Raw genomic sequence first — 19,189 nt, forward strand, 5'->3', positions numbered from 1 at the left:
ATACTCCAATGAATGTAAGAAATTGGATCAGGCCATGTCAGAAGTTGCCCTCGCCACAGCCCCACTGACCGCCCCGCCGGTCATTCGGGCGCTGCTCGCAAAGCTCGCCATCCCCTACACGGAAGTCATCGAACAGCCTGGCCTGAACCCTGCCCGAAAGGTCCAGGCGGTGTTGCTTGAAGATGCGGTTGGCGCGCTCATGGTGCTGTTTCCCCAAAGCCAATTGCTGGACCTCAACCGCCTCGCCGAACTCACCGGTCGCCGCCTCACGGCTGTCGCCCCCGAGCGGGTCGAGCGCATGCTGGGCAAGCATGACCTGAGCCTGCTGCCGGGCTTGCCGCCACTGACCAGTTCGCCGTGCCTGTACGAAGGCCGCTTGCTCAATGAGCCGAGCCTGCTGGTGCATTCGGGCGAAGCCGGGCTGTTGCTGGAAATCCCCACCGACGCCTTCAAGAGCCTGCTCACCAAGGCCAGCGCCGCGCAGTTCGGTGAGCCCTTGAGCAACATCCGTCCGAACCTCGACCGCCCCAATGATGACCGCGAGGAAATCACCCAGGCGATGCAAGCCTTCACCGCTCGCCGTATCCAGCAACGCTTGGAAGCGACCATCGAAATTCCGCCGCTGGCCGACACGGCGCAGAAGATCATCAAGCTGCGCGTGGATCCCAACGCCACCATCGACGACATTACTGGCGTGGTGGAAACCGACCCGGCCCTTGCCGCCCAGGTCGTAAGCTGGGCCGCGTCGCCCTACTACGCCTCGCCGGGCAAGATCCGCTCAGTCGAAGACGCCATCGTGCGCGTGCTGGGCTTTGATCTTGTGATCAACCTGGCGCTGGGCCTGGCCCTGGGCAAAACCCTGAGCCTGCCCAAGGACCGCCCGCACCTGTCCACGCCGTACTGGCACCAGTCGATCTACACCGCCGCCGTGATCGAGGGCCTGACCCGCGCCATGCCCCGCGCCCAGCGCCCGGAAGCCGGCCTGACCTACCTGGCAGGTTTGCTGCACAACTTCGGCTACCTGCTGCTGGCCCACGTGTTTCCGCCGCACTTCTCGCTGATCTGCCGCCACCTGGAGGTCAACCCGCACCTGTGCCACAGCTACGTCGAGCAACATTTGCTGGGCATCAGCCGCGAACAGATCGGCGCCTGGCTGATGCGCTACTGGGACATGCCGGACGAACTGTGCACCGCCCTGCGCTTCCAGCACGATCCCACGTATGACGGGCAATACGCCGAGTATCCGAACCTGGTGTGCCTGGCGGTGCGCCTGTTGCGCAGCCGGGGGATTGGCTCCGGGCCGGATGAATCCATTCCCGACGCGTTGCTTGAGCGCCTGGGCCTGAGCCGCGAGAAGGCCGAGGACGTGGTGGGTAAAGTGCTGGATGCCGAAGTGCTGTTGCGCGAATTGGCTTCGCAGTTCAGCCAGGGGTAAGCCCACTGCCTGTTAAACCGCTATCGCAGGCAAGCCAGCTCCCACAGTTGACCGTATTTCCAAGTTGGAACGCGGTCACTGGGGGAGCTGGCTTGCCTGCGATGAAGTCAACTCGGTCTACCTGACCACCTACTTCTTTTTCTTCGGCTTCAAATACTTGGTCAGGCCCTGGAACCAGATCACCAGTGCCGGGTTGCCCTTGATCTGGATCGACTTGTCCTGAATCCCCGTCATGAACGCCAGTTGCTTGTTCTTCGCCTGCATCGTGGCGAAGCCGTAGGCGGCATCCTTGAAGGCAATCGCGAAGGCCGGCGCCGGGTGGACACCTGAGCGGCTGGTGATGCGCTGGTCTTTCACGATGAAGTGACGGGCAACCTTGCCGTCGAGGGTCTGCAGCTGGAAGGCCAGGTCTTTGTCACCCAGTTGCTGCTGGAAGGCGGGGTTGGTGCGGCTGGCTTTGCCCATCATCAGGCCCAGCACCCACAGGAGAAGACGAAATTTCATGCACACGGCCTCGGTGTATTTATTGGAGTGGCCGCAGCAGTGTAACGATTTGCAAAAAGAACGCCACCGATCTCGCGCTTTAGGCGCAGATCGGTTGGCGTTTAACGCTTATAGCAACAAGTACTTAAACGTTAGGGCAAGGTACTGGCGCCCAGTCGGCCAGGTTTGGATTGCGGCAGGTTGCTTCGATCTGGGTCTTGCCCGCACTGGCGACCTGCTTGCTTTCAGCTTGCTTGGCCTGCACGGTCTGGATGCTACGTTCGGTGGTGACCGCTTCTTTCGGCACTGTCGGCAGCACCGGCTTCTTGGCTGGCTTGACGGCTTTCTTGCCCTTGGCCGGAGCGACCACTGGCGTGGTATCGGCGGTGGCCACGGTTACCACATCGCTGCGCTGTACGCCGACCTGTTGCAGGTCTTTCTCGTAGGCCTGGGTGTAGTTGTTCAGGTCTTCGCTGGCTTTGCCGTTGACCGTCACGATCAGGTCATTGGACTCCTTCAGGCCCGCGACGATTTCCGCCAGGCGCTTGCGGCCTTCGGTGTCGTTGACGGTCTTGGCCTTGCGATCAGCCACCAGCTTGGTGAATGCGCTCTGGTAGCACTGCTGCGAGGCCTTGGCGTAGGCGGTGCTGCGGTCGATGTCCGAGGCGCTTTTGTTGAAGTCAGTGGAGTAGGACGCGATGCGCTGGTTGTCATCGGTGATCTGCTTCTGGCGCTCGGTGTAGTAACCCGCCGCACCGCCAGCCAGGGCGCCGCCTGCGGCACCGATCGCGGCATTGCGGCCACGGCTGTCCTTGTCGCCGGTCAGCGCGCCCAGCAGGGCACCGCCGGCCGCGCCGATCGCGGCACCGGTGACGACCGACTTGGTCATGTCCGAATCGGTGGCGCGCAGGTGCTGCACCGGCTCATAGCAGTTGGGGTAGTACTCGACCTTGGTGCTCGACGCCACCTTGGACGCAGGCGACGTAGCGCAACCAGTCAACACGGTGCTGAAACCAGCTGCGATCAGCAGCAGGTGACGCTTGGAAACCGCCTTACGGGAAAAAAGCATAGATGTGATCTCTGTTAAGTTTGACTTGCCCAGCACGGCCCACCGCCGCCTGAGTCCCTTCCAAGCTCGCTAGACAGCCAACGATCAAGACCGCTGACCGCTCGCTGCGAGCAATTCCTTCAAGATCGTTGCCGGGTCGGCCCGCTGTTGCTTGCGGTAGTTGCCAACATGGCGAACGAACAGTGTCGCGCGCGTCACCAGGCTCTTGCCGAGCACTGGCTTGCGATCCAACTCTTCCTTGATCCGTTGAAACTGCGCCTGGATCACCGCATCGGTGTAGCGCGTGCCGGTGGCCAGGTTGTCGATGTAAATCGCCACCGCGCCGTCCAACGCGCTGCGTCCATTGGTGATGGCCATGTCGAACAGCTGCGTGCTGGCCTCGTCCTTGCTGTCCACCGCCTGCTGGCGACTCTTCTGCAGGTTGGCCAGGCGGATGTTGTAGTTGCTGATGGTCTCGGCCACCAACGCCGCCGACTGGATCAAATTGCCCGCCGCTTCTTCGCGTTGCTGGGCGATCAGCGACACGTTGCGCTTGAGCTCTTCGTTGACCAGGCCCAGTTCGGCTTGCAGCTTGGGATCGACACTGGCGGCGATGATGCTGTCCAGGCGTTTGGTCGGGTCCTGGGCGTCGTCGATGGCATCGGTCAGCGCGGCCAGGCGGCCTTCCTTCTGCCACTGGGCGAACAGCTCCTTGTAGCGCGAGCGCGGCGCCGACAACGCGCCAATCGCCACGCGAAAACCGGTGGTCTCGTTGCTTTGCTCGGTGCCATCAGCGGCAAACAGCGGGTATTCGCGGCGCATGCCGGTGAACAACGTGCCCTCGCCTTCCAGGTAGTTGCCGCCCTTGACCACAAAGCCGCCGTAGGTGCCCTGGCGGCGGCCAGCGTGTACCAGTTGGAAGGATTCCTGGACCATTTCCGCGGCGTTGCCGATCACGTCGAACATGCCGATGGGGTTAGGCAATTTGGTGCCGATGGGCATCAACCGCGCCGCCTGGCCGGTGCCGCCAGCCACTTGGTTGAACACCGCGTAATCGGCCAGCGGGCCATCGCTTTCACTGCCCTCGGCGCGCCGTGGATACAGCCGGCCTTCCAGGTCCTGGCGGCTCACCGCCTGGCCGCCGCGTGCGGCGTACTCCCACTCCACTTCGGTGGGCAGGCGCACAAAACCCAGGCCACCGTCTTCGGCCGACGCACCGCGCCCGCTCACCGGCAGCAGTTCGCGGTGGTATTTCATCAGCCAGGCGCTGTACACCGCCGAAAAACGCTCGGCTTCAAAGCGCGACAGTTTCACCTTGGGCAAACGTCCGGCCATACCGGTGGGCGCCTCACACGCCGGCGCCGGTTCGCCGCTGGCCAGGGACTGCGCCTGGGCCATCACCTGGGCGTATTGGCGAGCAGTCACTTCGTATTTGCCAATGAAGTACAGCATGGGCTTGAGCGGGGTCTTGGCGTCGGTCTTCGGCATCTGCGGCGCGATGACCTTGCTCCAGTCCTTGGGCAAGTCCTTGAGGGTGAACTGGCCGTTGATGAAGTCGCGGCGGTAACCGGAAATAAACGACTGCTGATAACCCGCCTCGCCTTCGGCAAAGGGGTAGCCCAGGTTGATTTCACGGTCATCCAGGGTGCCCTGGGCCAGAATGTAGGCGTAGCGGAATACCATGTTGCCTTCGCAGGGCAGCGGCAGGCTCACGTCGTCCGGCAACGGCTTGGGGTTGTCGAGCTTGTCACTTGCTTCATCAGCCCAGGCCAGCGAGGCCAGGCTCAGCGCCACGCAGGCGCCCAGTAATTTATACATCTCTGATTCCTTCAGAAGCCTGGATACGGGCCACCCGCCAACCACCACAGGCGGCCGCCACGGCACTGACGCCGAGCACCGCCACTAGGGCCAGGCCGTAATGGCGCGCCAACAGATGGCTGGCGTACTCGCCTGGCACCTGCACAAAAAGCTTGTTCAACGCCGCCTCAGCCAGGCCATACAGCCCAACGCTGAGCACAGCGGCAAAACCCGCGCTGTATAGCGCTTGCAGCAGCACAAACAGCAACAACGCGGCGGTGGAAAACCCCAGCAGGCGCAACACCGAGAGTTCACGGTGCTTACGCGCCACCGCCGCCAGGGTGCCCGCGAAAATCGCCGCAAACGCCCCGGCCAACGCCAACCCGGCGATGATCCAGAACACAATCGACAGGTTGCGGCTCAACGATTGCACTTGAGCGATGGTGTGCGCCTGGGTTGAAACCAACAGGTTCTGCTCGGCGAAATACACCCGCAACGGTTCCACATCATTGAGGCTGCGCGCATACAGGCGAAACGCCGGGTAGATACGCTGTTCACTCACGCTCGCCGCTTCACCGGCCCAACCCAACGCCGGCACCGCACGGCCATCGCGGTAATCTTCCGCTGCCTCCAGCAACGCCAGATCGGCAAACAGGCCCTCGCGAGCGAAGGCCTCCAGCGGCAACACCGCCAGCACCTGCAACCGCGTGCGCTGGGCCTCGACGCGCCCCGCCACTTGCCGCGCAAAGCTGGTTTCCAGCCAATCACCGGGCCTTGCCGCGAGCTTTTCGGCGGCGGTATGGCTGAGCACGATCTGGTCCAGGCCGTGGGGCATCGGCAAGCCTGCCAACAACGGGTCGCCTGCGGCAGTCGGCAGCATTTCCAGGGTCAAAGTGCCCACCTGCGCCGTGGCCGCAATCTGCCGTGTGCGCGGCACAGCAAACGCGACATCGCTGCGCTCACCCAGCTGCGCGATAAACGCCGCGCTGAATCGACCACCGCCCAACGGGATGATTTCACGGCTGGCGGGGTCGGTCTCCAAGCGTTCGGTCAAACTGCTAACCAGTCCAAATTTCAGCCCGAATAACACCAGCAATGGCGCGATAACCGCCACCAATGCCAACACCGAACAGGCCGACAGCCACCCATCGTTGCGGTAGTCCTGCCACGCAAGCGAAGCAACCAGGCCGATGCGCATCAGCACGCCTCCCCGAGGGTTGCGGTGACGCCGCCGTCTGGGTCGCGCTGGCAACTGATACGCCGCACCTGCAAGCCACTGGCGCGGGCCAGCGGTTCGTCATGGGTGGCGATCACACAGGCCGTACGGTGTTCGCGGGCCTGGGCCAGCAGCGCCTGCATCACGCGCTCGGCGTTGAGCGGGTCCAGGGACGCCGTCGGCTCATCAGCCAGCACCAGTTGCGGCCCATGGGCCAGAGCCCGCGCACAGCTGACCCGCTGGCGTTGGCCCACCGACAACGCCGCCGGGCGCTTGGCCAGCTGATCGCTGATCTGCAACTGCTCAGCCAGGCGCGCCACGCGGCCGTCGTCCTGCAAGCCCAGCAGTTGGCGCGACAGCGCGATATTGCCGCGCACATCCAGAAACCCCAGTAACCCCCCGGTCTGCGGCACATAGCCCAAGTGCTGGCTGCGCAACGCGGCCAGCGCCGATTGCCGGTCGGCACGCCACAGCGCGCCGATGTCGTGTTGGTTGAATGCAAACTGCCCCACCTGATCCGGCGCCAACACCAGCGCCAGCAGGTCGAGCAAGGTGCTCTTGCCGCAACCACTGGGGCCGACAATTGCCAGTTGCTCACCCGCGCCCAGCTGCAACGCAGGGATCACCAGGCTGTAGCGCTGGCTACCGACGCCCCGGCTCTTGTGCACCGCACTCAGGTTCAGCATTACGGCAGCGTCGACAGTGGCACGCGGTACAACGCATCGCCCGGTTCGGCATCGCCGAAACGGACCCAGTTGGCCACGTCGTTATGGAAGGTTTCATACAGGCGGATTTTCGAATCCAGCTCGTCGATAAAGTCTTCTTGCTCGGCCACGCTCAATGACAACCACAGGTCCTGGGTCATGTTCAGCGACTTGCTGCGGTACGGCAGGCCCTCCAGGTATTCACCGAGCAGGCCGCCGTCAGCCAGGTTGCCGCCCTTGCGCAGGGCCTGCGGGTCGCGGCTCATATAGGCCGAGGCGCTGGCGATTTCCTGGAAGAAATCCTTGGGCGAGCTTTGGGTCTTGCGCGCCGCATCCACGATCAACTTCAACGATTGTTGCAGGTCGTTGAGTTGCAGCTTGGTCAACATCACGCACACCTGGAACGCTGGCAGCGCCGGGTTGGTTAGGTCACGATCAGCGGTCCAGGCGCTGACCAATTGCGGTGCCTGGCTCGCGGTCTTGCGCCCGAGAAAGTCCATGTGCATGGCATAGCCGACGGCGGCGGACTTGTCCGCCAGGCTCGGCGCGGCACTGAGCAACGGCACGGGCTGCGGCGTGTTGCTGCGTACCTGATGCACCAGGTTGGCGAACACCGTGCCGATCTCATCGACGCGCTCACCCAGCTTGTGCACATCGCCCCCTGGCACCGGCGTGTACAGGTCGCCGATCTGCGGGTTGGCGTCGGCGGTGAGGACGCGATACTGGCTCTCGGCGCCGGCATGGGTTTTCTTGCCGGCATCGGTGCGCAGGTGCAGCGCATAGATTTTGATCTGCTTACCCAGCGCCGCCTGGCGCACTTCCGCTTCGTTCATCTGGGTGGCGGCGAACGGGTCGTTCTTGCGCAGCGCGCCGGCATCAGAAACCAGCAGGATGATGCGCCCGCCGTAGCCGGACCAATCCATGCCGTCCACTGCCTGCATCACCCCGGCAAACGCATCTTCGTTGAACGAGTGGCTGGACACCGTCGATGCTTTGACCTGGCGCGCCATATCCAGAAAGCGCTGCGGGTCGCGACCTTGGTCGAGGCTGATCAGGGTCTTGGCGACATACTCAAGGCCCGGGGTTTTCTGGATGCTGCTGCGAAAGCCGACCATGCCGAAGCTGACGCTGTCCAACTCGCCGCGCTCGGCAATGCGGGTTTGTAGCTCATGCACCACGTCGCGAATCTGGTCGATGTAGGGCTGCATCGACACGGTGGTGTCCACCACCAGCACCACCGCCGTGCGGAATGCGTCGGCATTCGCGCTGAGCGTCGGGCTGGCCGGTCTGGCAGCGGCGCGGCTGCCTGGGTCGATGGAGGCCACGTTGAGCAACTGCACCGGCTGGCCGTTGTCGTCGAAGCTCTCTTTGGAATCGAAGATCGGCAACAGGTAGAACTGGTTCTGCGGTACCGCGCTGGCGGTGGGTTCCAGGGCCAGGACTTGCTGGTTGTCTTCTCGGTTGTTCTGCGCCTTGGCCAAGGCGCTTTTCGCTGCAGCAGGGTCAGCCAGTAGTTTTTCCACCTCACCGGGCTGGCGCAGGAACATCACGGGCGCCCGGCCTGAGCGCTCGGTGAACTTGAGCACCAGGCTTTGTTTCCAGTCGCTGACCTGGGAGGCCGGCAGCCAACCGTCGCTGCGACCATCGGTAGCGGCGCCGACGCGCACCCACGGGCTGCCATCGACTTCTTTGCGCTGATACACGTAGAGCACGGAAAACGCCGGCAGCGCTCTACCCGGCGGGCTCCCAGCGTCCACTGAAAGCTGGGCGCCGGGTTTGCTGAGTACACGCTGGAACAAGGTTTTCTTGCCTGCCATCAGCAACGGGCGCTGACCGCCATCCACTTCAGCGACAGCCACGGGCGGCGTCACCTTGGGCGCCACGGCGGCTGGCGGCTTGGCCGGTTCATCGCCGCCGTTCAACCACCAGTAGCTGGCGCCGCCAATGGCCAACGCGACGGCGACCGCCACAGAGGCCAAGGCCAATACCGGCCCACGGCGCTGCTCGGACGGAGCATTGTGCTGCGTCGGCGTGACCACCGGTTGACGCACTATTGGCTGCGGTTGCGGTTTATCCGTCGGAATGTCGATGGTGACAGGCGTGATGCCCGCCAGATCAACGCTCAATGGAATCGGCAGCGGCCGTACCAGCGTGGCATCCGATTCATCAGCAGGCAGTTGATCCAGCGCCAACAACAACGCTGCCGCATCCGGATAACGCTCCGCCGGGTCCTTGGCCAACAACTTGCGCAGCACACCCTGGTAGCGCCCGTGATGCACCGGCAATTCCGGCAAGGGTTCAGTCAAGTGCGCCAGAGCGGTGGAAAGCGCATCGGTGCCGTTGTAAGGCAGCTTGCCGACGAGGATTTCATACAGCACCACGCCCAGCGCGTAGAGGTCGGCGCGGCCATCGATCTCCTGACCCCGCGCCTGCTCGGGGCTCATGTAGCTCGGCGTGCCCACGGCAAACCCGGCCTGGGTGAATTGGGTGCGATCGTCCAGCGACTTGGCAATCCCGAAGTCCGACAACACCGCCGTGCCATCGGCCCGGAACAGAATGTTCGCCGGCTTGACGTCGCGGTGCACCAGCCCTTGGGCATGGGCATAGCCCAGGGCCGAGGCAATCTGGCGGATCAGCGTCACGCCCTGCTCCGGGGTCAGCCCAGCAGCAATGCGCTCCTTGAGCGTGCCATTGGGCAGGTATTCCATGGCCATGTAATACAGCTCACCGACGTTGCCGATATCATGGATGGTCACCGTGTGCGGGTGTGACAAACGCGCCAGCGTCTTGCCCTCGCGCAGGAAGCGTTCGCAGAAACTCGGGTCGGCCGCCAGCGCTGCCGCCATCACCTTCAACGCCACCTTGCGCTCCAGCGAGCGCTGGGTCGCCAGGTACACGCTGGCCATGGCGCCTTCGCCAATCTCGCCTTCGATGTCATAACCCGGGATGACGATGTTCATGACGAGACCTTCACGACGAGGGTGGTGATGTTGTCTGGTGCGCCGCGATTGAGCCCCAAGTGCACCAGGCTGCGCACGATTTCATCCGGCGCGTCATGGCTGAGCACGTCGCGGATTTCATGGTCTTCGACGGTCTTGTTGAGGCCATCACTGCACAGCAAATAGCTGTCGCCGGGAGCGATCAACAGGTCCACCGAGGCGACGTTCAACTGGGCCTCAACGCCAATGGCGCGGGTGACGATATTGGAGCGCGGGTGGGTGCGGGCGTCGGCTTCGCTGAGCAGGCCGCTGTCTTGCAGGTCTTGTACGTAGCTGTGGTCGCGGGAAATGCTTTCCAGCACGCCGTCGCGCAAGCGATACAGGCGACTGTCGCCGGCCCACAGGCACACCCCGCGCAAGCCGCGTGCGGCGAACACCACCACGGTGCTGCCCATCATGGTCACGCCACGGTTGGCGGTTTCTTCGCGCACGGCCGCGTTGATGCGCAGCAGGTCATTGCGCAGCGCCGCCGAGTATTCGTCCAGGGAGCGGCCCAGCGGCACATGGCGCAGGCTATCGACGATCAGGCTGCTGACATAGTCCCCCGCCGCGTGCCCGCCCATACCATCGGCCACCACCCACAAGCGGTTTTCCGGCAGGTCCAGAAAGGCATCTTCGTTGACTTGGCGAACCATGCCCACATGGCTTTTGCTCGCGGATTCGTACGTCACGCCCATCTACACCACACCTTCTTGTCCGAGCAAAAACTGCGCAAAATCGCTGGCGGCAGGCAGGCCCTGGCACCGTAATAAACCGGGGGAGATACGCTGCGAACCTCGCCCCCACCACAGGCTTGCGCCCTCGCACGCCTGTTCGGCCAGTGCGGTCATACGCTGGTGCGGCACGGTGGCTGCCACCCTTTGCAGGCCGGCGAAACGGCTGTCCACCGCCCGCGGCTCGCTGGCCGGCAAGCCCAACTCGTCGAGCCCGGCGTTGAAGCTTTCGAAGGTCGCGCCGCTGTCGAGGGTGCTGAGCAACAAGGTTTCAGCCTGCTCGAACCAGGCGTCCGAACCGCCCACCAGCGACGCCGGGTTGGTGTCGTGATCCAGCAAGGTCACCACCGCCAGCGGAAAATACCGCCCGACCCGGTCAATGCTTGGCATCACCACGCCCGCCGCCGCATCCGGCCCGCACACGCCCGGCGCCAGCACAAAGCGCCACAACGGGCTGACCAAGTACGCATTCAGCCAGTCAGCGCCGAGGCTGTTCTGGCTGGCGAGCAAACCCGCTGCCAGCCAGCTGTCCCACGGGCCGATAAAGCTCTGCGGCAAGGCGCGGCTGACGAAGTCCCCGCGGCTGGCCAACTTGCCGTAGAAACCCAGGGCCGTCATAGCCGCTCCGGCAGGCTGAAGCCACTGAGCACGCGGCTCTTGAACGGGTTGAAGGCACTGTTGGCGCGCAACTCATAGGCGATGCTCGCGCCATCGACTCGCAGGCGCAGGTTGAAACGATCCGGCGAGTTGCCTGCAGTGAGGTCTGATTGCTCCAGCAGACGGAACCAGGCCCACGGGCCGTCCAGAGTGATGCCGGAGCGACCACTGGCCGACGGCGGCATGATGGAAATACGCACCACGCCAATGCTGCCCGGGTTCGGCCATTGCATCGCCACCGGCCGGCTCGGGCCGTGGTCGTAGCTCAATTGCTGGCCGTCCAGGTCAAGCAGAAACTGAGTGATGGTAGGGTCCATCGACACCGGCTTGAGTTCGAAACGCACGATGGGTTGGGTGCCACCGGAGCGGAAGAACGCGTCCCGAATCGTCGCCGCACGCTGGAAGGTTTGCAGAACGCCAGGAGCAATCCCCAGCTTCTGCGCCGCCCCCGGTTGCCAGCGCCAGGTCTGTGCCGACGTGTCCACATAGGGCTGCAGGTATTTGCGGAAGTAGTTGTCCATCACCCCGCCCACCCCGAAAAACTGGCCGAAGTCATCCAGGGTGGCGTCCCGCGCACTGCCCGGCGACATCGGGTAACGCCCGGCCAACGACTGGCGATATACGTTGACCACTTCACTGACCCAGGCCGCGTTCAGCTGGTTACGCACCCCGCCCATCATGCTGTTGGTGGTGGAATTGACCACCGACTTGACCATGCCCTGCACCAGCGGCGGCTGACGCTCGGCGTTCAGGCTGACCCGCGTGGCCGCAGCCGCCGCCTGGTTCTTGGCCTCACCGAGCAAGGCATCGCCGCTGGCACCGACCATGGCACTGACCTGCACATACAGTGCATTCATGTCCGACAGCAGGCCGTCGATGGCCGCCGGTTCACCTTCGTTTTTGCTGACGATGCTGTTGAGTTCGGCAAAGTGTGCGGTCACCGGATCATCCGCCGGTGCCGGGGCATTCGCCGTCGGTTGTGCCTCGCCCAGCAAACTGCCGAGGCGCTCCTTGAGCTTGTCCACGCCGCCTACCACCGGTACGCCTTTGGCGGCCAGTTGGCGGTCTTCGGCTTGCAAGTCGGTTTCCCTGGCGACCGCCACCAACAGTTTTTTCAGCGGCGAGGTGGGCCCGGAAATCACCCGCAGCACATCGGCGGCCTGTGCCACGCTGGTGATCGGCACAAAGTCGATGTCAGCGAGCAACGCGTCCCACTGGCGCTGGTAATCCTGGAAGTACAAACGGCGCACGTCGGCGGCCAGGCTCACCACGTTCTGCTGGTCGGCCTGTTCATGGCCCAGCACCCATTGCTCTTCGGCCAGGGTGCCGGTCTGGTTCAGACTGCTGAGCAAAAACGCCTGGCGATAGCCCTTGGCAGTAAAGAAACCACTCAACGGCTCGCCCAACGGCTTGCCGCTCTTGCGGCTGAACACCAGTGCGGCATCGCGACCGGCGGCCTCATTGAGACGAAAGTCCGGGATACCTTCGGGCAGTTTCTGGCGCTTGACGCGGTCGTACACGCGCTGGGCTACCGGCAATTGCTGCAATTGGCGACGCAGGTCGTCGATCAGCCGTGGGTCCAGGCGCGCGCTCGGCGGATGGCGTTCGAACAGCGCTTGCAAGTGCCCGGCCAGGGCCTGACGCTGGTCGGCCGGCAGGTCGCGGGGCAGGTTGCGGTCCCAGTCCAAGGCGATCCAGGCCTTGATGAAGTCCGGGTCGTAATGCTCGGTGTCGGCGAGCATCAGGTAAGCCTTGAGGCCCTCATAGAGAAAGTCCGAGTTGCCGCCGCCGTGCAGTTGCTCTTCGATACGCGTCACCAAGCGTGGCGCGAACACGGCGATCAAGAGTTTGCGGTACACGCTGGCGGACTCGGCTTCGAGCATATCGCCCTGGTACAGCCCCAGCCCTTCGGACCAGCTCGGTGAATCCCCCGCCAGGTTCTTCACCGCGTTGAGCAACGGCAGCACGGCGAGCACTTCCCGTTGTGCCGGACTCAGGTTCTGTACGGTCTGGCCCAGTGGCGCGACCTTCTGATCGACCTGGGCGATATACGCTTGGTTAGCGCGATAGCTCACCCACCACAGGCTGCTGACCACCACCACCAGCGCGACGGTGGCCGCCAGTACGCCACGGGCGATCCACTTGCGGCGCCGCTCGACTTTCGGGTTCACCCCCACCAGGCCGCGCTCGGCAAAGGCCACGGCGGTGAAGAGTTTTTCGATGAAGTAACTGCGCCCGGTGCCGCTCTGGCGCGCCAAGTGCTGGCGGTCCAGGTTCATACTCTGGGCCATGGCACCGATCAGGCGGTCAATCGGGCTGCCTTCCTGGGTGCCGCTGGTGAAATACACGCCACGCAGCAACACGCGCTCTTCAAAGGCGTTGGGTTTGAACACGCCTTCGAGGAAGCTTTGCAGGCAATCTTTCAGCGCGCCGAACTGCTGCGGGAAGCCGTAGATCAGGTCGCGTCGTGCCGGGTCGCGTTCCTGCTGCAAGCGCTCGACCAGGCGTTCGTTGAGACGCTGCTCCAGGCCCGCGAATTCGCTTTGCAGGTGCGCCAGCGGGCTGTCGCTGTTTTTACCGTCGTCCAGGGCAAAGGTCATGCCCCACACCTGGGCGCGCTCTTCCTTGCTCAGGTTGTCGAAGAACTCCATGAAGCCCGGCACCAGGTCGAGCTTGGTGAGCATCAGGTAGATGGGGAAACGCACGCCCAACTGCGTATACAACTCCTGGATGCGCAGGCGAATCGCGGCGGCATGGGCTGCGCGCTCGGCGTCGGTGCCCAGCAGCAGATCCGAGAGGCTGATGGCGATAAACGCCCCGTCGATCGGCCGGCGCGAACGCTGCTTTTTCAGCAAATCGAGAAAGCCCAGCCAGGCGGCTTTGTCCACCGTGGAGTTGCTGTCCTGGGTGGTATAGCGGCCAGCGGTGTCGAGCAATACGGCCTGGTCGGTAAACCACCAGTCGCAGTTGCGCGTACCACCCACGCCCCGCACCGCACCGGCACCCAATTGCGCCGCCAGCGGGAAATGCAGCCCGGAGTTGACCAGCGCGGTAGTCTTGCCCGAGCCCGGCGGGCCGATGATCACGTACCACGGCAACTCGTAGAGGTTTCGGCGCTCATCGCCGCCCAGCTTGGCCTTTTTCAGCAGTGCCAGGGCTTCGTCCATGCGCTGGCGCAGCGTGGACAGCTCTTCGGCGGTCGCAACGCTGTTGGGGTCGACCGGGGTTTCTGCGGCCAGGCTGCGCATCACTTCGGCGGCCTGGCGACGGGCCTGGATAATGCGGAACACGCGGTAGGCCACCCACAGCGCAAACACCAGCACGATCAGCGCCCAACGGCGCCCTTCGGGCACCAGCACGTCCAGCAGCGGGCCAACAAACCAGATGATCAGGCTCAGGGCAATCAGGCCCAGCACGGGGATCACCCAGCGAATCATGAAACTGAAAAACGCCTTCACTCGACGCCCTCCGCCAATACGGTGATTTCAACCCGACGATTGCGGGCACGGCCTTCGGCAGTACTGTTGGTGGCCAACGGCTCGGTGTCGCTGCGGCCTTCGGCGCTGAAGCGTTCGGCCTGGCCGGTCTTGGCCGCGAGAATCTCCAGCACCGACTTGGCCCGGGCTTCGGACAACGCCCAGTTGGACGGGAAGCGCAACGTGGCAATCGGGCGGTTGTCGCTGTGCCCGGTGACACGCACCTGGCCCTTGACCTTGCGAATGGCGTCAGCGATGCGCAGCATCAGCGGCTGGTAGTCATCGACGATGCTGGAGCTGGCCGAGGCGAACAGCTCATCGCCACGAATGGTCACCACAGAGCGGTCAACCTTGTCTTCCACCGCCACGCGGCCGGCCTTGATGTCATCGGCCAGGAACCCGGCCAGGCGTGGGCGCTCAATCACTTTGGGCTGCGCCACCGGACGGTCGATGGCCTGCACCGGGATCTCGCCCAGGGCATGAATATTCTTGAACACCGGCTCGGCGTCCGAGGCCAGCTTCAGGCGCAGGCCGAACAGCAACGCCAACAGCAGCGCCAAGCCAATCGCCACGGCAATCCATGGCGGCATGAATTGCGCCAGGCGATCACGGGCCACGGTCACACCGCGCCAGTGCGGCGACAGCTCACGCTCGTGCTCGCCACGGGCGCTGCGTATCGCTGCGGCGGTGCGTTCGCGCAAGGCTTCCAGCTGGCTGCGCCCGTCGGTCATCACCCGGTAACGCCCTTCAAAACCCAGGCACATGCACAGGTACAACAGCTCCAGCAGGTACAGGCGTTCCCGTGGGCTTTGCAGACAGTGGTCAAGCAACTGGAAAACCTTTTCGCCCCCCCAGGCTTCGTTGTGCACGGTGATCAGCAGGCTCTGCTTACCCCAGTCACTGGTGCTGCCCCACGGCGTGCTCAGCACCGCTTCATCCAAGGCAGTGCACAGCGCGTAACGGGCCAACAGCACTTCATTGCGTGCCACACCGGCGGCTTCGGCGCGTTCTTCGAACTGGCGCAGGTACGCCAGCAACTGCGCGCGCAGGCTGGCCGGCGCGGGATGGGCGATGGTGTTGCGCAACCGCGTCAACAACGCCAGCAACGGGCCGGCGGCACTTTCCAGCGGGTTGAGGCCCTGGCTCTTGCCGGTGAGGATCGGCGCAGCCGGCATCGACAGCGGCGCAGGTTCGGCACGCGCGGGTGCAGGTTCTCGGCCACCCGGGCGCGGCATGAACTGGGTGCGGTCATCATCATTGGGATGCATCGCCAATTATCCTCGGATCGCCCAGAAGGCCAGGTTCAAGCCCGGGAACTGCCCGGCGATATGGAAGGCGAAACCGCCGGAATTATTCAGCTGCTGCCAGTGCTCGCTGCCACGGTCCAGCTCGTAGTAGGTGCTGCCGGCGTGGTAAGGCAATTGGCGCGGCGCCACCGGCAACGGCAGCAGGCCGATGCCCGGCAGTTGCAGGTTGACCATGTCGCGGATGTGCTCCACCGAGCCGACCTTGCTCTGCTGGCCGAAACGCGCACGCAGGGTTTCGCCGGGCACATCGGCGCGCACCACGAGGATGAAACTGGCGTTGTCGAGCAGGGTCTTGTCGGCCAGCATCGCCACATGAATGCCGTAGGCTTTCTCCACAATCGGGATCGGCGTGGCCTTGCTGTCGATGAGCATCGACAGCGCCTCACGCAAGGCCGCCATCACCGGCATGAAGCTCAGGGCCAGGTCATCGTGCTGGTACTGCGGGTATTCCTGGGGGCGACGGCTGGAGGTTGAGAAGGTGGAAAACTCACCGGCCAGGCTGACCAGTTCGCTGAAGAAGCGCTCCGGGTGCAACGGGCTCAACTGGCTGAAGTGCTGGATCAGCGGCTGGGCGCGGTTGACCAGTTGCAGCAGCATGAAGTCGGCGATCTCCGAGGCCCCCCCGGCACCCGAGGCCACCACGCGGCCGGCCAGGGCTTCGCCACGCTGGTGCAACAGGCCCAGCAGTTCGCTGCGAAAGGCCGTCAGCGGTTTGCTCGCGGCCACGTCCAGCACGGGCGGGATGTAAGTGTCATCGAGCACCAACGCACGGTCGGCACGCTTTTCCTTGATGCGTACCAGGCCGATGGCCGCGTAGTCGCTGATGCCGTCCTGCGCCGTCAGCAGGCGCAACGCCCGCGACCCCACGGCCACCGGTGCACGGTTTTCGAACGGGGCGTTGTCGTCGCGCACTTCACGCACCTGGCTCACGTAGCGCGCGGCTTCCAGGGCCTCGCCCTCGTCCACCGTGTCACGGGCGCCGGCACGCTTGAGCGGCAGGGCCAGGTAGACCAGGCCGTCGCGCAGGTTGTCGTCGATATTCAACGGGCTCGGCGCCAGGTCGTCCTGGGGAATATTGAACGGCGTGCCATCGGGCAACAGGCCGCGGGCCGACACGATCGCCAGCTTGCCCTGGGCCAGCAGGCCCTGGTCGATCAGCAGCTCGGAGAACCCCCAGGCACCCGCCGACAACGGGCGGCTGCGGGCATCGATCAGGTTTTCCAGGTAACGGTCATGCTGCTGGAAGTGCTGCGTTCCGATGAACATGCCTTCCGACCAGACCACGCGATTGTTCCAGGACATGGGGGCTCCGATTGCTTGTTATTGGGCTGGGCTGGATGGGGAAGCCACGACGTCGGCGCGCACGGCATGCACGTCGAGGCTGATCTGGTATTCGCTGTATTGGCGCGGCGGCACGTTGATGACCGTGCGCCATTGCGCACGGTCCAACTCGCGGTAGCCCACCAGCAAGCCGATCTGGCGCGTGGACGGGTCGAGATCGCGCTGCAGGCTCAGTTGTTGGCCGGGCTGCACCATCACTTCGTCCTGGTCCAGCAGGTCGAGGCCGAGGGTGGATTGCGCACGGTCAGCCAGGGCGAAGTAATCGGAGCGTGAAAAGGTCGCGGCGTTTTTCAATTCGAAAATGCGCACCCGCACCGGCGCGGCCTGGCCGTTGGCACCGGGGTTAAGCCCGGCAATCGCGTGAAAATGCAGCTCAACGGCGGCCGTGTCAGCTTCGGCCTCGGCAGCCGCCTGGGGTTTGGCAGTGTCGTTGGCACACGCCGTCAGCAGCAGCACGGTAGCGGCTGCGAGTAAAAACCTGGGAATCATCCTGCGTCCTCAATGACGTATTTAGCTATCCGTTTTATCCATTGGTGCGAGGCGTTTTCAGCGTCGCTGTCGTGCACTGTGTTCTTCGTAGGCCCGGCTGAATTCACGACCGAACAAGTCCTGGAAATCGTCCTGGGCCTCGCGGGAAATGTTGCTGTAGAGCTCGGTGAACTGCTGCCAGTACTGGGCCTGGCGCGAACCATTGAAGAGACTGGAGAGGCCGCCGGGCTTGCCCATGCGCTCCTCCAGCTGCGCCGGTTCAAAGCGCGTGAGCAAGTGCTTGATCGCCGCTTCCACGCCAGCCATCACGGCCAACTGGTGGGCGCGCAGGTCGTCGAAACTGTCACGTACGGCAAGGTCCGGCGCCATGAACGCCTGGTTGCCATGACGCAGCAACAGCAGTAACGCTTCATCGGCATTCGGGGCGAATTTCAATGGGTTGTTTTCGGCGGGGCGGATCATTGTCTGCTGCATGCGGAACTCGCCCTTGAGGCTGGCACGGGCGCGCAATACGTCGATCAGGCCCTCGACCATCAGCCGGTAGCTGCGGCCGATGCTTTCCATCTGCGCGCAGGCGTCGGCTTTGTCCAGGCGCAACTGGTCCAGGCCCGCACCGCGCAGGAAGGCTTGCAGGAGGTCCGGTGGTGGCTCGGCATTGGCCACGGGGAGCGCAACAGGCTCGACCACGGGCGGCGGCGGGAGGATCGGTGCTGGGGCGGGCGCAGCATTGACGACGGGTGCGGGCGCGTCGCTGAACAGGTCCCAGTCTTCGGGAATCACCGAGCCTTGCACCAATGGCTTTTCGGGCGCCGGTACGGCCACTGGAGCCGGGGGGCGAAAATCGTGTTGCTCGGACGGCACATGGTCCGCCACGGTGGGCGGCGGCACGGCGGTGGGGCTGAGGAAGTCGAACAGGTCTGGCAAGGTTTCCATAGCCGAGGCGCCCTGGAACTGCGGCGCGATCATCGGTGTGGGCGCAGGTTGGCTCGCCACGGCGCCCATCAGCGCTTCAAAGCTGTTGGGTGAGTCACCGGCAAATGGCTGGCTGTCGATGGCCTGCACGTTGAAGTCGATACGCGCCTGGATTTCGTAATCGCCGATGCGGATCAACTCACCATCTTGCAACGGCTCGCTGTTACCCCGACGCATACGAATACCCGCCTTGACCAACTCCACACCATTGGTGCTGTTATCGGTCAAGTAATAACGGCCATCTTTGTATTGAATAACGCAATGTTGCGAAGAGACGAGACGCTCAGGGTCGGGCAATACCCAGTCATTGTCAGAACTGCGGCCAATAGCCATCACGCCCTGATCCATGGACTTTTCGGGGCATTGCCCAGGGGTGATCTTGTGATAACTAGTGATAGTCAAACACAGCGACATCTTGCCTCCTTGCTGATACATCGCGCGCAGTCTACCCAGGAGGCAGCACCGCCCTGGAGAGTCCCGTCCTGTCGTACAAACGACCGCCAAAATCTGCTTTTACCAGCATGATCGCTGATCTTAACTGGCTTCCATGAC

At 63.9% G+C, this 19,189-nt stretch carries 14 protein-coding genes; 1 reads left to right on the forward strand and 13 read right to left on the reverse strand.

What is annotated here, in order from left to right; genetic code table 11:
* Positions 1 to 34: 34 nt before the first annotated feature.
* Positions 35 to 1,435, forward strand: coding sequence for an aminoacyl-tRNA deacylase and HDOD domain-containing protein (locus ACP7CZ_RS14320; RefSeq protein WP_032894530.1), 1,401 nt, complete (start codon positions 35 to 37; stop codon positions 1,433 to 1,435).
* A gap of 129 nt (positions 1,436 to 1,564) precedes the next feature.
* Here ACP7CZ_RS14320 and ACP7CZ_RS14325 read toward each other — a convergent pair whose 3' ends face one another.
* The 13 genes from ACP7CZ_RS14325 to tagH all read right to left on the reverse strand — a co-directional run bounded on the left by ACP7CZ_RS14325 (position 1,565) and on the right by tagH (position 19,051).
* Positions 1,565 to 1,939, reverse strand: a complete 375-nt coding sequence (locus tag ACP7CZ_RS14325) for a hypothetical protein (RefSeq protein ID WP_003195530.1) — start codon at positions 1,937 to 1,939, stop codon at positions 1,565 to 1,567.
* Between the two features lie 124 nt (positions 1,940 to 2,063).
* Positions 2,064 to 2,987, reverse strand: coding sequence for a type VI secretion system-associated lipoprotein TagQ (gene tagQ / locus ACP7CZ_RS14330; RefSeq protein WP_003195532.1), 924 nt, complete (start codon positions 2,985 to 2,987; stop codon positions 2,064 to 2,066).
* A gap of 84 nt (positions 2,988 to 3,071) precedes the next feature.
* On the reverse strand, positions 3,072 to 4,784 hold the full coding sequence (locus tag ACP7CZ_RS14335; protein ID WP_034129100.1) for a formylglycine-generating enzyme family protein: 1,713 nt from the start codon (positions 4,782 to 4,784) through the stop codon (positions 3,072 to 3,074).
* The gene (locus ACP7CZ_RS14340; RefSeq protein WP_236452623.1) at positions 4,777 to 5,961 is read right to left on the reverse strand and encodes an FtsX-like permease family protein; all 1,185 of its coding nucleotides are present in this window, start codon (positions 5,959 to 5,961) and stop codon (positions 4,777 to 4,779) included. Before ACP7CZ_RS14340 ends, ACP7CZ_RS14335 begins: the two co-directional genes overlap by 8 nt.
* A complete protein-coding gene (locus tag ACP7CZ_RS14345; protein ID WP_161903627.1) occupies positions 5,961 to 6,665 on the reverse strand; it encodes an ABC transporter ATP-binding protein in 705 nt (234 codons plus the stop codon). The genes ACP7CZ_RS14340 and ACP7CZ_RS14345 overlap by 1 nt, the downstream gene beginning before the upstream one ends.
* Positions 6,665 to 9,643 (reverse strand): serine/threonine-protein kinase, encoded by a 2,979-nt coding sequence (locus ACP7CZ_RS14350; RefSeq protein ID WP_294164481.1) that lies wholly within the window; start codon positions 9,641 to 9,643, stop codon positions 6,665 to 6,667. Before ACP7CZ_RS14350 ends, ACP7CZ_RS14345 begins: the two co-directional genes overlap by 1 nt.
* The gene (locus ACP7CZ_RS14355) at positions 9,640 to 10,359 is read right to left on the reverse strand and encodes a PP2C family protein-serine/threonine phosphatase (RefSeq protein WP_054919746.1); all 720 of its coding nucleotides are present in this window, start codon (positions 10,357 to 10,359) and stop codon (positions 9,640 to 9,642) included. The genes ACP7CZ_RS14350 and ACP7CZ_RS14355 overlap by 4 nt, the downstream gene beginning before the upstream one ends.
* Complete coding sequence (tagF, locus tag ACP7CZ_RS14360) at positions 10,360 to 11,013, reverse strand: type VI secretion system-associated protein TagF (RefSeq protein ID WP_072445644.1); 654 nt, start codon at positions 11,011 to 11,013, stop codon at positions 10,360 to 10,362.
* On the reverse strand, positions 11,010 to 14,510 hold the full coding sequence (gene tssM / locus ACP7CZ_RS14365; protein WP_259284815.1) for a type VI secretion system membrane subunit TssM: 3,501 nt from the start codon (positions 14,508 to 14,510) through the stop codon (positions 11,010 to 11,012). The genes tagF and tssM overlap by 4 nt, the downstream gene beginning before the upstream one ends.
* A complete protein-coding gene (locus ACP7CZ_RS14370) occupies positions 14,507 to 15,796 on the reverse strand; it encodes a DotU family type VI secretion system protein (RefSeq protein ID WP_056790884.1) in 1,290 nt (429 codons plus the stop codon). The genes tssM and ACP7CZ_RS14370 overlap by 4 nt, the downstream gene beginning before the upstream one ends.
* A 6-nt stretch (positions 15,797 to 15,802) precedes the next feature.
* Positions 15,803 to 17,137, reverse strand: a complete 1,335-nt coding sequence (gene tssK / locus ACP7CZ_RS14375; RefSeq protein WP_003195550.1) for a type VI secretion system baseplate subunit TssK — start codon at positions 17,135 to 17,137, stop codon at positions 15,803 to 15,805.
* An 18-nt stretch (positions 17,138 to 17,155) separates the two neighbouring features.
* Positions 17,156 to 17,665 (reverse strand): type VI secretion system lipoprotein TssJ, encoded by a 510-nt coding sequence (tssJ, locus tag ACP7CZ_RS14380; protein ID WP_034129109.1) that lies wholly within the window; start codon positions 17,663 to 17,665, stop codon positions 17,156 to 17,158.
* 57 nt (positions 17,666 to 17,722) lie between these two features.
* Positions 17,723 to 19,051 carry a type VI secretion system-associated FHA domain protein TagH gene (tagH, locus tag ACP7CZ_RS14385; protein ID WP_054919755.1) on the reverse strand — a complete coding sequence of 443 codons (1,329 nt, stop codon included), beginning with the start codon at positions 19,049 to 19,051 and terminating at the stop codon, positions 17,723 to 17,725.
* Positions 19,052 to 19,189 lie beyond the last annotated feature (138 nt).

Origin of the sequence: Pseudomonas sp. DWP2-2, from assembly GCF_049897065.1 — a bacterium.
GTDB lineage: Bacteria > Pseudomonadota > Gammaproteobacteria > Pseudomonadales > Pseudomonadaceae > Aquipseudomonas > Aquipseudomonas paracarnis.